Raw genomic sequence first — 13885 nt, forward strand, 5'->3', positions numbered from 1 at the left:
AGTGGGCTAGAACCAATGATGCCAATGATGTAATTGTTAGTGGGGCTAGAGCAAATGCTGAAGAAGCTAGAGCTAGTTTAGCTAGAGTTAATAAGCCAATGAAGCCAATGAAGCTAATAAAGCTATTACTAGTGAGGCTAGAGTTAATGAGCCAATGAATCTACTGCTAGTGAAGTTAGAGCTAATGCTGAAGAAGCTACTGATGCTACTGCTAGTGGGGTTAGAGCTAATGAAGCTAATGAAGCTAGAGCTAATGAAACTGAGAGTATGGTGCCAGCCAGTATTTTAAGCGGCTGATTTTAGCCGATAGAGAAGCTCCTTCGGGTTGCGGGGCTGGATGCTCAGCGGCCAAGGGGCTGGCTGATGGTGCTTTGCTCAGGATTAGTATGTATAAGTCACACTAAGAAATCATAAGGTGTTTGGACGGAACGGGGAACAGGCTGACTGCCCCCGTTCTTTTCCCTTTTGTGGAGGTGCTTGAGGTAATGTTCAGTCTATTGAAATCAGGAAGGGCGAGGCTCTATCCGCTGCTCCTGCTCCTGGTTGTCCTGCTGCTCTCCGGCTGCTCCAAGGCGCAGCCGGATTCCGCAGGCGGCGGGCCTGTGCCGCCCGCCAGTTCCCAGGCCGCGCAGACGCCGCGGCCTGAGGGCACTGCCATACCCTCCGCCACGGCGGACGGCATGGCAGCTTCCAGCTCCGGCGCAGCGCCAGCCGGAGCCGCCCCCGGCGTAACGGAGCAAGCTCCCGTTACGCAAGCCACGGTGCCGGCGGCCACCGCGCCGGCGCCCGGCCACACCGGTGCCGCCGCGCCAGCATCGGCGGCCACGGGCAGTCCCGCCGCGCCAGCCCCGGCGGCTACGGGCAGTCCCGCCGCGCCAGCATCGGCGGCCACGGGCAGTCCCGCCGCGCCAGCCCCGGCGGCTACGGGCAGTCCCGCCGCGCCAGCATCGGCCGCCACCGGCAAGCCAGCCGCGCCAGCCCCGGCGGCCTCCGGCAAGCCAGCCGCGCCAGCCCCGGCGGCCTCCGGCAAGCCAGCCGCGCCAGCCCCGGCGGCCACCGCCGCACCGGTGAATACGGTGACTCTCTCCATTACTGGAGATGAGGAGCACGGCGTTATTTTGGCCCCGGCGGCTTATGAAATAGAGAAGAATGAGACTGCGCTGGAGCTGCTGGGACGGATTACCCGCCAGCACAAGATCCAGATGGAATATCAGGGCAGCAAAACCTTTGCCTATGTGGAAGGTATAGATAATCTGTACGAATATGATCACGGGGCAGAGAGCGGCTGGATGTATAAGGTGAACGGAGAGTTTCCGTCCAAGGCTTCCGGCAGCTGGGTTATGAAGCCCGGAGATACGGTAGAGTGGCTGTATACGCTTGATCTTGGCAAGGATATCGGGGCAGCGGCGCCATGAACAGCGGCTTCCGGTCCATGCATCCTGCCGTAGCCCTGCTGTATTATGCCGGGCTGCTGTTGTTCGCCCTGCTGGGGCTTCATCCGTTGTTTCTGGTTACGGAAATAGCAGGTCTGCTGGCATTGCTGCTGCTGCAGGGCCAAGGGAAGGCGCTGCTGCGCGGTCTGCCTTTTATGCTCCTGATGGGGGTTTCAGTCGCAGTGCTGAATCCGCTGTTCTCGCACAGGGGGGCGCATATTCTCTTCTACTGGCTGGACCAGCCGATTACGCTGGAGGCTGTGCTGTACGGACTTATAATGATGACCGTACTGCTGACAATCTTCATCTGGTTCATTTCATACAATTACACGGTAACGACAGATAAATTCATGTACCTGTTCGCTGCCGCTGCGCCAAGAACGGCATTACTTACGCTGATGGCGCTCCGGTTCGTCCCCTTATTCCAGCGGCGGCTGCGCCAGATTACCCTGATCCAGCGCCTGCGCGGGGTGGATGTCCGCACAGGAAGCCTGCGCAAGCGGATGCAAGACGGCATGACGCTGCTGAAGGTGTTGCTCACCTGGTCGCTGGAGGAAGCGCTGCAGACCGGAGATTCCATGACGGCCCGCGGCTACGGGGTTGCCAAACGCAGCACGTACAGTATATACAAGCCGGATCGGCAGGATAAGCTAATTCTGCTGGTACTGACGCTCAGCGGTATGATTGCATTGTTCTTTTGGCTGCAGGGCTACGGTACGCTGGAGATTTATCCCCGGATGAAGAGTATGGATTTCGGCTGGCAGGATGCCGTGATGTACGGCAGCTTCTGCTTGTTCGTCCTGCTCCCTGCAGGTCTGGAAGGAAAGGAGAAATGGTTATGGAGATCCTCAAAGCGGAACAAGTATCCTTCCGCTATCCTGAAGAAGACAGGGACTCGCTCCATGAGCTCTCGTTCACAATAGAAGAAGGCGAATTCGTAGTGCTCTGCGGTCCGTCAGGCGGCGGCAAAACGACACTGCTGCGCCATCTGAAACGCGAGCTTGCTCCGGTAGGCATGTTCAGCGGAAGCCTGACATATAAAGGGCAGCTCCTGCCGGAGCTTCCCGCAGCCGTTGCCGCCGGGGAGATCGGCATGGTCTTCCAGAATCCGGATGCGCAAATCGTGATGGATACCGTCTGGCATGAGCTGGCCTTCTCTATGGAGAATCTGGGGATGCCGCCTGCAGTGATGCGGACCCGGCTGGCTGAGATCTGCGGATTATTCGGGCTGGAGCCGCTGCTCTACCAATCCGTGCATGAGCTGTCCGGCGGGCAAAAGCAGCTGCTCAATCTGGCCTCGGTGCTGCTGCTTCAGCCCAAGGTGCTGCTGCTGGATGAGCCGACCTCGCAGCTTGACCCAGTAGCTGCCCGGGAATTCATTATGGCGCTGCAGCGGCTGAACGAGGAAATGTCAGTGACGGTAATCATCAGCGAACACCGGCTGGAGGAGGTACTGCCGCTGGCCGACCGTGTGCTGATGCTGGAGGGCGGCAGGCTGGTGGCAGATGCAGGCCCGCGTGCTTTCGTTCAGCAAGCCGGCAGCGCATCACTCGCTTCACGTCAGGCTTATCTTCCGGCAGCTTCGCGGTTATATCTGGCGCTGTCACCGGAAGCGGGAACGGCCGCAGCGGAGAATATTCCGCTGACCGTACGCGAGGGCAAACGCTGGCTGCTGAATTCCAGGGCAGCGGGAGCTTCAGTTGTGACAGAAGCAGGAGTATGCGCTACTGTCATTCGTGATCATCCGGCCGCTAATCCCGGCGCTGGATTACCTGCTGCGCTCTCCCATGAAGCCTCTGCTGCAGCTCCGTGTATTGTCACACCCGGCAATACAGCCGCTGAGCCCGTTACTTATCCGGCTGGAGCCTCCGGCCCGCCCGGGCAGGATTCACCCGTGAACCTTCCTGCACCATCCGCAGAAATTCTGCTCAGCTGCCGGGAGGTTACCTTCCGCTACGACAAGGAAGGCCGGGAGGTGCTGAGGAAGCTCTCGCTAACGCTGAGGCGGGGAGAGCTTCTGGCGGTTATGGGCGGGAACGGTGCCGGGAAGTCGACCCTGCTGCATGTACTGGGCGGCCTGATGAAGCCGCAGCGCGGCAAGGCCGAGCTGTCCAAGGGGTGTACAACCGGACTTCTGGCCCAGAATCCGCTGCTCTATTTCAGCTATGATACTGTGGCTGAGGAACTGCAGCATATGGCGCAGTATGCCGGGGCGTCCCTGGATGAAGCCGGGCGGGAAATAGATTCCCTGCTGGAAGTCTTCCGGCTCCGCGGGGTGCTGCAGAGCCATCCGCATGATCTCAGCGGCGGCCAGCAGCAGCAGACCGCACTTGCCATGATGATGCTGCTGAAGCCGGATATCCTGCTGCTGGATGAGCCGACTAAGGGGCTCGACCCGGCAGCCAAGGACAGGCTGGCTGCTCTGCTCCAGCAACTGCGCGGGCAGGGTGCCAGTATTCTGATCGTAACGCATGATGTGGAGTTTGCCGCTAAATATGCTTCCCGCTGTGCGCTGCTGTTTGACGGCAGCATAACAGCGGAAGGGGCGCCGGCAGAGTTCTTCAGCAGTAATTATTTCTATACTACGGCAGTCAACCGTATGGTCCGGGACTTACTGCCGCAGGCATTGACAATAGAGGATGTGATTCGAACATGGTCCGGTTCCGCGCCCCCCTGCTGATTGCCCTGGGATTATTCGCGGCTGGCCTCGCGCTAACAGCGGCGCTGAAAGACCGTCATTATGTCCTGCTCAGCCTGGTGCTGCTGCTGGCTGCGCTGCTGCCGCTGTTTCTCCGTCTGGAGCGCCGCCAGCTGGCATCCCGTGAACTGGTGCTGCTGGCCGTATTATCTGCTATTGCTGCGGTCAGCCGGATTCCTTTTGCCGCATTGCCGGGGGTCAAGCCCGTGTCTGCCGTTGTCATTCTGTCGGCTTATGTCTTTGGGGCAGAGGCAGGATTCGTCATCGGTGCAGTGGCGGCGCTGGTCTCGAATATCTACTTCGGTCAGGGCCCCTGGACACCATGGCAGATGTTCGCCTGGGGGATGACCGGACTTACGGCAGGCTGGCTGCGGAATACCTGGTGGATGAAGAAACGGCCCGGGCTGCTGATCTTCGGTTTTATCTGGGGATTCCTGTTCGGCTGGATTATGAATCTCTGGGTTATTCTCAGTCTCCCGGATGCGTTCAGCTGGGGGCTTGTGGCAGCGACCTATGGAGCCAGCTTTTATTTTGACCTGGCCCATGCTTTATCCAATGTTTTTTTCCTGACTATTCTGGCGGGTGGTTGGACCAAAGTGCTGAAGAGATTCCGCAAGAAGTACGGACTGCTTCAAGAGTGAAAAGCTGTTTATAGGTCTTTGTTCATATGAATCGATAATATTTTTCTTTTTTCGACATTTTTTTCAGTGTATTATCAACATTTTGGCCTAATTCTCCGATAAATACAGTTACAGCAAGATATCGAGAAGGCGGGATTATAAGAATGAGACATCTGAAGATTAAGCATAAAATGACTTTGCTGATTGCAGTGATTGTAGTGTTACTCATAGGCATTGGGACGACAGGCATTATGACCACCAGCAGAATGGCGGACAGGTCCCAGGAGACATATGAACAGAATTTGCTGCCGATTTATCTCATTACGGAGATCCGCGGGAATAACCGGGCGATCGAATCTTTTCTGCTGGAGGATCTCATTACCAGGGATGCTGCCAAGAGCCAGGAGCTTAAGGCGGCTATTGAAACGAATATCACTACGAACAATGAACTTTTAGAACAGCTCAAGACGGTTGAGTTCAGCAATGACAAAATCGCGGCCAATATCAACGAATATCTGCTCCTTCTGCCGGACTACCGCTCCCAGCGTGATAATATCATCCATCTTGCCGACAATAAACTGAATGATGAGGGTTATCAGGTTTTCTCGGGTGGAGCGTTCAGTGAATCGCGCCGGACGATGGTTAACCTGCTGGAGGATACTGCGGCCCTGCTTGTACAGGATTCATCCGCGCATAATGAGGATACTGTAGCGAGCGCCAAGAGCTCCATCACTTTAAGCAGCATTCTGATTACTATTGCCTGGGTTCTGAGTATTGTGATCAGCATCATGATTACCCGGTTGATTACGAAACCGCTCAAGGAACTGCAGCAGCTGATGAAGCGGGCAGAGGAGGGGGATTTGACTGCTGCCGCCTCCTATCAGTCGAAGGATGAAATCGGCCAGATTAACACTTCGTTTAATACAATGCTGGAAGGCCTCCAGAATATGATGCGCGGAGTTTCCGAGAGTGCCGAGATTCTGTCGGCTTCCTCAGAGGAGATGAGCGCAAGCGCAGAACAGACGGCACATGCTTCCCAGATGATCGCCGAGACCTCAAGTGAAATCGCTGCCGGATTCGATGTACAGGCCGAGAGCATCGCACGTACCGCCCGGTCCGTCCGGACGATGACGTATGATATTACCGAGGCCCGGCACAGCGGCAATGAAATGAACGGTCTGATGGCACAGGCTGCCTCATCAACGGACCGGGGCGTCGAAGCGGTTGAACGGATTCTGGCCCAAATGCGGGAGATCGACTCCAGTGTATCGGCAAGCCAGAGTATTGTCGGCAGTCTGGGCAGCCTGTCCGAAGAGATCAACACGATCATCACAACCATCAATGACATTGCTACCCAGACTAATCTGCTGTCACTGAATGCCTCGATTGAAGCGGCCAGAGCGGGAGAGCATGGGCGGGGCTTCGCTGTGGTTGCGGGTGAAATCCGCAAGCTTGCGGAAGCTACCGGAAGAAGCTCGCTGCAGATTACGGAGATTATTACCCATATCCGCCAGCAGACTGAAAGCGCAGTGGAATCGATGGAGCTGGGCTCCGGGATTGTCTCCCATGGCGTAGCACAGAGTGAAGTAGTCTCCGCCGCATTTACTGAGATACAGACCTCTATTCAAGCAGCCAGCGAGCAGATGGAATTGATTACGGAGGTTATCGGACATGTCGCCCAGGAATCGGAGGGCGTAGCCCAGGTGATGGCTGAGGTGGATGAAATCTCGCGTAAAGGCGCCGGTGATGTTCAGGACACAAGCGCAGCGAGTGAGCAGCAGCTTACCGCAATGGGGGAGATGTCTTCCTCTGCCCAGTACCTCGCCACCTTGGCCGAGGATCTGCAGAAGCATCTGGCCCGGTTCAAGCTATAGGAAGTACTAAAGCCTTGTTCGGCTAAAGATAGCAGGGAGTTTCCTGTTATCTGCAGCTGAACAGGGCTTTTTTTTGAATGAATAAGGTCATCCGCCCTACAACAACAGGCAGCTTCCTGCAACATACGGCTTTCTGCTCACGTCTTTAAAGATACCGGGAGAGTAGCTTCCGGGTATTGCTAAGGAAACGGAAGGGCATCTTGAGCGCGATTCCATGATTCCATGATTGGATGTTCATTCCAGGAAGTGAACCTGAATTCAAAGGAAGCGATTCACAGGATGAGGACCCCAATATTCAAACTGGCCCTAGTTCCGGTATTATTGAGCACACTTATTGCCTGCAGTGCAGGTCAGGACGGAAATAATGCCGTTGTCCAGGAGCCGGGGAACAGCACGGAGGGCACGGGTACACCAGCCGGACCTGCCCGAACCGCTGAACCCGTCAAATCTGCCGGACCAACCCGGGAAGCAGCCGGGCCAGCGGTAACGGCGGAGGAGATCGGGCATTAGGAGAATATAGTTATTTCTGACTGGATGGATGAGGATACGGTTGTAGTGTCCAAGGAGAACGACAAGTTAGGTAAAATGAGTCTGGAGGAGCTCGCGGATTCATTGCCCAAAAGCCTGTACTTCTACCACCTGGATACCAAAGAATTTGAATTGATCAAGGAACAGGAAAATGTGTTTCTGGGAGACGCTGTATTGTCATCCGATCACAAGCATCTGCTGTATAGTGAATTCTCATTAGGAGATCCGGTCTACTATGTGATGGATTTAGGGTCAAAGAAGACCTTCAGTATCACAGGCGATGACATTGCAGGAGCTATGAGCGCCCGGTGGGCTGATGATGACACCGTTATAGGACCTGCATACAGCGGCGGTGCTTTTACAGCAAATACCTCCGGTAAGATCGCTGCGGTAGAGGGACTTAGCGGTGAAGGACTGATTGTTGTCCGGCAAATCAAAGATAAGATTTATTACACCTCCAATTCCGGCGAATCGCTGCAAACCTTCGATCTGAATACCAAGGAAAAAGCCACCTTGAAAATTGACCGTGTCGGCAGCGTAATTCCTTCACCGGGCGGAGATCAGCTGCTGGTCCAGCAATATAAGGATTCCGCACAAGCGCTGCTCCTCACTGATACAGACGGGGGAAATCAGAAGATTATCGTGGAAGGCGCGGAGCTTGGCGGTATCTCCTGGTCGCCGGACCAGCGGATGATTGCCTACAGCATGTCCGCTGACGGGGACGGTACGGCCTCTACTGCTCTTTATGTCTACGATCTGGAATCGGGTAAGTCTGTCAAGGTTGCAGATGGTACAGGGAATCTGACGACCTCCTGGAGCCCTTCGGGCAAACAGCTGGCGTATACCGAATGGAGCGGGGATGAGAGCAGCAGCAGTGTGGTGCAGTTGCAGGATTAGTGATTTTTTAGCTTTCGGACTTGAATGGACAATACAAGATGGAAGTGACGGAGGGGGAAGTTTAAATATTCACCGCAGTTACGACCACATCAATATTAATTCATGATTTGCACCAAAAAAGCGGCCCGTCCCGGAACATACCGGAAACGGACCGCTTTTATTATGCTGCGTAGAAGAGGCGTTCCCGCCCCTCATAAAGTTTAAGAGTACCAACCCCACACGAAGATGAACAGGGTTCCGAAGATGGTAACCAGACCCACGAACAGTGCATAGGCGATGTTGATGTACAGCTCTTTCTTGGAGTCGGCCGATTCCCCGATGTGCATGAATACAAACAGCTGCAGAGAAGCCTGGATAAGCGCTGTAATCAGCAGCACGGCCATATTGGCCCCGGAGGAGAGATCTCCGTAGATGACAATCAGCGCAGCGGCAGAAAGGACCAGAGAGGCCAGATAACCCATCACATGGCGAATTGGGAACAGTTGCTTCATCATGTCACATCAGTCCTTTCAGGTAGACGAAGCTGAAGATAAAGATCCAGACAACGTCCAGGAAATGCCAGAACAGGGAGAAGATAAAAGCCTTGTTGGCGGTGGCCGGTGTGATGCCATGGCGCCACAGCTGAATCATGATTCCCGCTCCCCACAGGAAGCCGAAGCTGACGTGGGCACCATGCGTTCCGAGCAGTACGAACAGACTGGAGAGGAAACCGCTGGTTTGCAGGGTCGCACCCTCATGGACGTAAGTGAAGAACTCGTCAATTTCAATGCCGATAAAGCCGAGGCCCATAAGCAGCGTGATGGCCATGAAGACCATCATCGCTTTCTTATAGCCATGCCGCATGGCATGGATAGCCAGGCCGATCGTGAAGGAGCTCGACAGCAGCAGGAAGGTCTCGATCAGCACTGGGCCGATTTTGAACAGCTCGCTGGCGCTCGGTCCGCTGGCAAAGCGGTTGACCATTACGAAGTAAACAGTGAACAATGTGGCGAAGAGAGGAATTTCAGCTCCGAGAAAGACCCAGAAGCCGAAGATCTTGTTACTGTTCTCTTCCGTTGAATATTCGAGCGGCTTGGACGCATCTATTTTCATACAGTCTCACCCCGCTTCAATTTCTTTTCTGTAGCGATAACCTCTTCAGCCGAAATATAGTAGCCGTGATCCCGGTCGAAGGACATGAAGGCCAGCATGACAATGACACCGAGACCTGAGAGGATGGCCGGAATCCATAAGCTGAATACCAGGGAGAATCCCAGGATGAAGAAGATCACGCCCAGAATGAACGGCTTGCCGGTATTGCTAGGCATATGGATCTTGGTGATTTTTTTGTCGTCATAGAGCGGGATATTGTCCTGCTTCGCGGACCACAAGGCATCGCGGGTCTGCACAGTAGGTACAATTGCGAAGTTGTAGACCGGCATCGGGCTATGTGTAGCCCATTCGAGTGTCCGTCCATCCCATGGATCACTTGTTGTGTCTCTAGGCATATAACGTGTGCTCCAGTAAATATTGTAGACCAGCAGCAGGAATCCGATAGCCAGGCCGACTGCCCCTACGAAGGACAGCATATTCAGCGGACCAAAGCCCGATTCCTCGGAATAGGTATACGTCCGGCGTGTCATTCCCATCAGACCCAGGAAGAACAGCGGGAAGAAGGTTACGTTGAAGGAAATCACGATCCACCAGAAGGAATGCTTACCGAGCCGTTCATTCAGGCGGAAGCCGAACACTTTAGGGAACCAGTAATGGAATCCGGCGATGACGGCGAACACGGCACCCGGAATGAGCACATAGTGGAAATGCGCCACCAGGAACATCGTGTTGTGATACTGGTAATCGGCACTGGCCATTGCGAGCATGACACCCGTTACCCCGCCGATGGTGAAAATCGGAATAAAGGCGAGTGTATACAGCATTGGCGTTGTGAAGGTAATCCTGCCTTTTCGCAGGGTGAACAGCCAGTTGAATATTTTTACCCCTGTAGGTACGGCAATAGCCATTGTTGTAATGGAGAAGAAGCTGTTGACCATTGCGCCTTGACCCATCGTATAGAAATGGTGAGCCCATACGAGGAAGGACAGGAGCGAGATAATCAGCATACTGAATACCATTGAGGTATATCCGTACAGGTTCTTTTTGGAGAAGGTGGCGATAATTTCGCTATAAATACCGAAGGCCGGCAGAATAACGATATAGACCTCCGGATGACCCCATACCCAGAACAGATTGGCCCAGAGCATATCCATCCCGCCGTTGGCCATCGTGAAGAACTGGGAGCCGAACAGGCGGTCGAACATCATCAGCGCAAGCGCAACAGTAAGTACCGGGAAGGCGAAGACGATAATGACGTTGGTGATGAGTACGGACCAGGTGAACATCGGCATCTTCATCAGCTTCATGCCCGGTGCGCGCATCTTGAGAATCGTTACGATAAAGTTGACCCCTGTAATCAGAGTCCCGATACCGGAAATCTGGAGGGCCAGGGAGTAGTAGTTGTTACCGACCGTCGGGCTGAATTCAAGACTCGCCAGCGGGAAGTAGGCTGACCATCCGGCATCCGGCGATCCGCCGATAACGAAGGAAATGTTCAGCAGCATGGCCCCCATGAAGAAGAGCCAGAAGCTGACGGCGTTAAGCCGCGGGAACGCGACGTCACGCGCGCCGATCTGCAGCGGAATGATCACATTCATCAGACCGATGATGAACGGCATGGCCATGAACAGGATCATGATTAGGCCATGCGTGGTAAATACCTCATTGTAATGCTGGGCATCGAGGAATTTCATTTCCGGCGCTGCCGTCTGCAGACGCATCATCATCGCGTCCACACCGCCGCGGAACAGCATGAGCAGCGCCGCGAGGATATACATGACACCGATTTTTTTGTGATCTACAGTAGTAAGCCATTCACGCCAGAGGTATCCCCATTTCTTGAAATAGGTAAGCCCGACGAGAATCCCGATGGTGGCAAGTGCAATGCTGACCATGGCTCCGTATATCAAGGGTTCGCCGTGAACCTTAAATTTGTCTAAATCCATTAGGGTGGCTCCTTTCAGTGTGTTACGTTAAGCTCTTGCAGAGCTAGTGGCCATCATGAGTCTCGGCATCTACGGGTGAGCTTGGCAGCGGCTGTTCGACTTCCGGATCAGGTTCGCTGTCAAATTCGGTTCCGCTGGACGGCTCAGGAGAAGGGTGGATCTCTTTGTTATCCTGATGCTCTTCACTGCCGTTGTCCATATCCATCTCACTTCCGTCACCACTCATGTGTTCACTGTGGTCTCCAGGGGGAGGACTGAACTCCAAATGGGTCGAGGAATAGGTTTTGCGTCCGAGGAAGTCCGTGGCGAGCAGGCCTTTGAATTCATCCTCTGTAAGCTCTGGCGCGGTTTCCTTGACGTCATTCACCCATTCGTCATAATCCTTGTTGCTCATAACAAGAGCTTCAAATTCCATGTGGGCAAAGCCTTTACCGCTGAAGTTGGCATTCTTTCCGATATAAGAGCCTTCGGTATCAGCAGAAAGGTGAAGCGTGGTGAGCATGTCGCTCATGGCGTACTTTTGTCCGGCAAGCTGTGGAATCCATAAGCTGGTAATGGTGCCGAATGAGTACATTCTGAATTCAACTGCACGATGCACAGGCATATTCACGTAGTTAACCGTTTCAATGCCTTCCTCCGGATAGCTGAAATGCCATTTCCAGTTGGAGGATGATGCGTAAATGACCAGCGGTGTCTGATCTTTGTAATCCGCGGCCACGTTCTCAACCTCGGTAGTTGTCTTGACGGTTACAACTGACAAGAAGGCGACGATAATGATCGGGATAATAATCCAGATCGCTTCAAGTACCTTGTTGCCCTCCTCGTGTTCAGGAATATAACCCTCGTTACTCTTCTTCGCCCGGTATTTCACCAGTACAAAGATATATAAGATGTAGACAACTGCCAGAACACCAAGCATTACAACAATGGAGAGAATGATGGTGTCCGATAACGTCCTTGCAGACGGCCCCTTCGGGTTCAGAACAGCGATCGAGCTGCATCCCGGCAGGAGAAGGATCAGGCTTAGAAACAAAGCGTATAACGGTCCCTTTTTTTTCATATAGAACTCCTTCCTTCAATACTACTTTTCATTCGCCGTTCATTAACGGTCTTACTACTTAACCTGTATCTATAGTAAGAACTACTTACCCATAATGCAAAATACATATTTTGTATATTAAGCTAAAAAAGACCTTAAAAATGGCGAACAAGTTAAATATGTGTGATCAAATTGTTACAACTACTTAAAGGTATGATAAAGATCACTGTAGTGGCGCAGTTTAAGCTAATTTTAAGGTTGTTCAAACTTTGTTCAAGATTGCACAATTGTTATTAATTTTGTCACATTTATTTTGGGTCAAAAAGATGTGATTTAACCGCATATTGCTTGCTGTGACAGCATTCGACGCGAATTGTCGTATTTCAGAAAAAAAGCTGAATAATCATTTTCTCATTGCAAAAAGGGTAACAATATTTTAGCTTGCGGTTACAATCTCTCAAATTACGTTATATCTATGTGTGATAAAGTAATAGACAAATATACATAGATTGGAGATTGCTGCTGTGCCCATTAAAAAAATAATGCTGTTATTCTTCTCTTTATTCCTGATTACGGGTCTTGTACAGATCCCTGCTAATGCTGAAGGTAAGACTAATGTACTGAAGCTCGGGATCAACGATAAATTGAGCGGTATAGAAGCCGTGTCTGTAAAAGGCACTTACTATGTCCCGCTGCGTGCTCTGGCCGATGAATTAAAATGGACGCTTACCGGCCTGACCGACGGAGTTCTGGTGTCTGGCGGCTCCGGGTCGCTGACCTTGCAGGGCGATGCCGGCGCTGTGCTCAAAGATGGCACAGTGGTGCCTGTGAGCACTTTTTTGCAGGACGGTAAACTTATGGTTCCGCTGAAAGTAAGCGGGTATCTTGGGTATATCATATCCTTTGCGGGGGATAAATATTTACTCCGGGTGAAGGACGGCTCGGCGGGGCTTACGGATGAAGCCTTTGTCGCCCAGTATGCAGCAGAGCTGAAGCCGAAGGAAACAGTGCCTGCGGCTCCTGCGCCATCCGCTGAACCCGGCAAGCCGGGACAAACCGTGTATCTTACTTTTGATGACGGCCCGTCGGCGACGACTTCCCAGCTGCTGGATATCTTAAGCAAGTATGAGGTGCAGGCAACCTTCTTCATGCTGGGAAATAATATGAACAAATATCCTTCGCAGGTGAAGCGGATTGTGAAGGAGGACTACGGCCTGGGGCTTCATGGCATGACACACCGCAAGGAGAAATTCTATGCTTCCCCGGCTGCGGCACTGGCGGAGATGTCGGGCGATAATGCTGTCCTTAAGAAGCTGACGGGTGCTACTACAACGCTAATCCGGCCGCCTTACGGAAGCAAACCGTATTTCACCAAGTCTTTCCGGGATAAGGTGCTGGGTCAGGGCTATCATCTCTGGGACTGGAATGTGGATTCGAATGACTGGAGATACAAAGAGGACAGTGACAAGATCTACAATACAGTAATGGAGCAGGTTCACACGCTGAAGAAGTCGAAGACCAATCCGGTTATTCTGATGCATGATCAGAAGGCCACCCTCAAGGTGCTGCCGCGTCTGCTAGAAGCGCTTAAGAAGGATGGCTACACCTTCCAGGTCATTACGAAGGATATGGAGCCGGTGAATTTCTGGAAGGATAAACGGTAATCAGAAGGATTTGAATGCAAAAGAGCAAGCTGCGGGAGGTTTCCGGCGGCTTGCTCTTTTTTTGCCGCCCGCCGAATCGCCGGAAATCCTGCAT

The 13885-nt window shown here is 53.1% G+C and carries 12 protein-coding genes; 8 read left to right on the top strand and 4 right to left on the bottom strand.

Annotated features, from left to right (window positions below):
* The first annotated feature begins 485 nt into the window (after window positions 1-485).
* From NSU01_RS05190 to NSU01_RS05220, 7 genes are all read left to right on the top strand, one after another.
* Window positions 486-1415: a DUF4430 domain-containing protein gene (locus tag NSU01_RS05190; RefSeq protein ID WP_339302663.1), complete on the top strand. Its 930-nt coding sequence runs from the start codon at window positions 486-488 to the stop codon at window positions 1413-1415.
* Window positions 1412-2356, top strand: a complete 945-nt coding sequence (locus NSU01_RS05195; RefSeq protein ID WP_076247356.1) for an energy-coupling factor transporter transmembrane component T — start codon at window positions 1412-1414, stop codon at window positions 2354-2356. Before NSU01_RS05190 ends, NSU01_RS05195 begins: the two co-directional genes overlap by 4 nt.
* Window positions 2272-4113: an ABC transporter ATP-binding protein gene (locus tag NSU01_RS05200; RefSeq protein WP_076247359.1), complete on the top strand. Its 1842-nt coding sequence runs from the start codon at window positions 2272-2274 to the stop codon at window positions 4111-4113. Before NSU01_RS05195 ends, NSU01_RS05200 begins: the two co-directional genes overlap by 85 nt.
* Window positions 4086-4772 carry an ECF transporter S component gene (locus NSU01_RS05205; protein ID WP_076247362.1) on the top strand — a complete coding sequence of 229 codons (687 nt, stop codon included), beginning with the start codon at window positions 4086-4088 and terminating at the stop codon, window positions 4770-4772. Before NSU01_RS05200 ends, NSU01_RS05205 begins: the two co-directional genes overlap by 28 nt.
* 143 nt (window positions 4773-4915) lie before the next feature.
* Window positions 4916-6625: a methyl-accepting chemotaxis protein gene (locus tag NSU01_RS05210; RefSeq protein ID WP_076247365.1), complete on the top strand. Its 1710-nt coding sequence runs from the start codon at window positions 4916-4918 to the stop codon at window positions 6623-6625.
* 279 nt (window positions 6626-6904) lie between these two features.
* A complete protein-coding gene (locus NSU01_RS05215) occupies window positions 6905-7135 on the top strand; it encodes a hypothetical protein (protein ID WP_076247367.1) in 231 nt (76 codons plus the stop codon).
* A gap of 45 nt (window positions 7136-7180) precedes the next feature.
* Window positions 7181-8050 carry a hypothetical protein gene (locus tag NSU01_RS05220; protein ID WP_144026180.1) on the top strand — a complete coding sequence of 290 codons (870 nt, stop codon included), beginning with the start codon at window positions 7181-7183 and terminating at the stop codon, window positions 8048-8050.
* Between the two features lie 200 nt (window positions 8051-8250).
* On the opposite strand, the gene qoxD is transcribed toward NSU01_RS05220, so the two are convergent.
* Genes qoxD through qoxA form a run of 4 tightly spaced genes read right to left on the bottom strand, consistent with a single transcriptional unit; the run spans window position 8251 to window position 12148 of the window.
* Entirely contained in the window at window positions 8251-8544 is a 294-nt protein-coding gene (gene qoxD / locus NSU01_RS05225; RefSeq protein ID WP_039302907.1) for a cytochrome aa3 quinol oxidase subunit IV, read from the bottom strand.
* Between the two features lies 1 nt (window position 8545).
* Window positions 8546-9142: a cytochrome aa3 quinol oxidase subunit III gene (gene qoxC, locus NSU01_RS05230; RefSeq protein ID WP_042133881.1), complete on the bottom strand. Its 597-nt coding sequence runs from the start codon at window positions 9140-9142 to the stop codon at window positions 8546-8548.
* On the bottom strand, window positions 9139-11088 hold the full coding sequence (gene qoxB / locus NSU01_RS05235; RefSeq protein WP_076247372.1) for a cytochrome aa3 quinol oxidase subunit I: 1950 nt from the start codon (window positions 11086-11088) through the stop codon (window positions 9139-9141). Before qoxB ends, qoxC begins: the two co-directional genes overlap by 4 nt.
* Before the next feature lie 43 nt (window positions 11089-11131).
* Window positions 11132-12148: a cytochrome aa3 quinol oxidase subunit II gene (gene qoxA, locus NSU01_RS05240; protein WP_042133885.1), complete on the bottom strand. Its 1017-nt coding sequence runs from the start codon at window positions 12146-12148 to the stop codon at window positions 11132-11134.
* A 503-nt stretch (window positions 12149-12651) separates the two neighbouring features.
* On the opposite strand from qoxA, the gene NSU01_RS05245 reads away from it, so the two are divergent.
* Window positions 12652-13791: a polysaccharide deacetylase gene (locus tag NSU01_RS05245; RefSeq protein WP_076247374.1), complete on the top strand. Its 1140-nt coding sequence runs from the start codon at window positions 12652-12654 to the stop codon at window positions 13789-13791.
* Window positions 13792-13885: the final 94 nt, after the last annotated feature.

Origin of the sequence: Paenibacillus sp. FSL H8-0259, assembly GCF_037963255.1 — a bacterium.
GTDB classification, from domain to species: Bacteria; Bacillota; Bacilli; order Paenibacillales; family Paenibacillaceae; genus Paenibacillus_AQ; species Paenibacillus_AQ phytohabitans.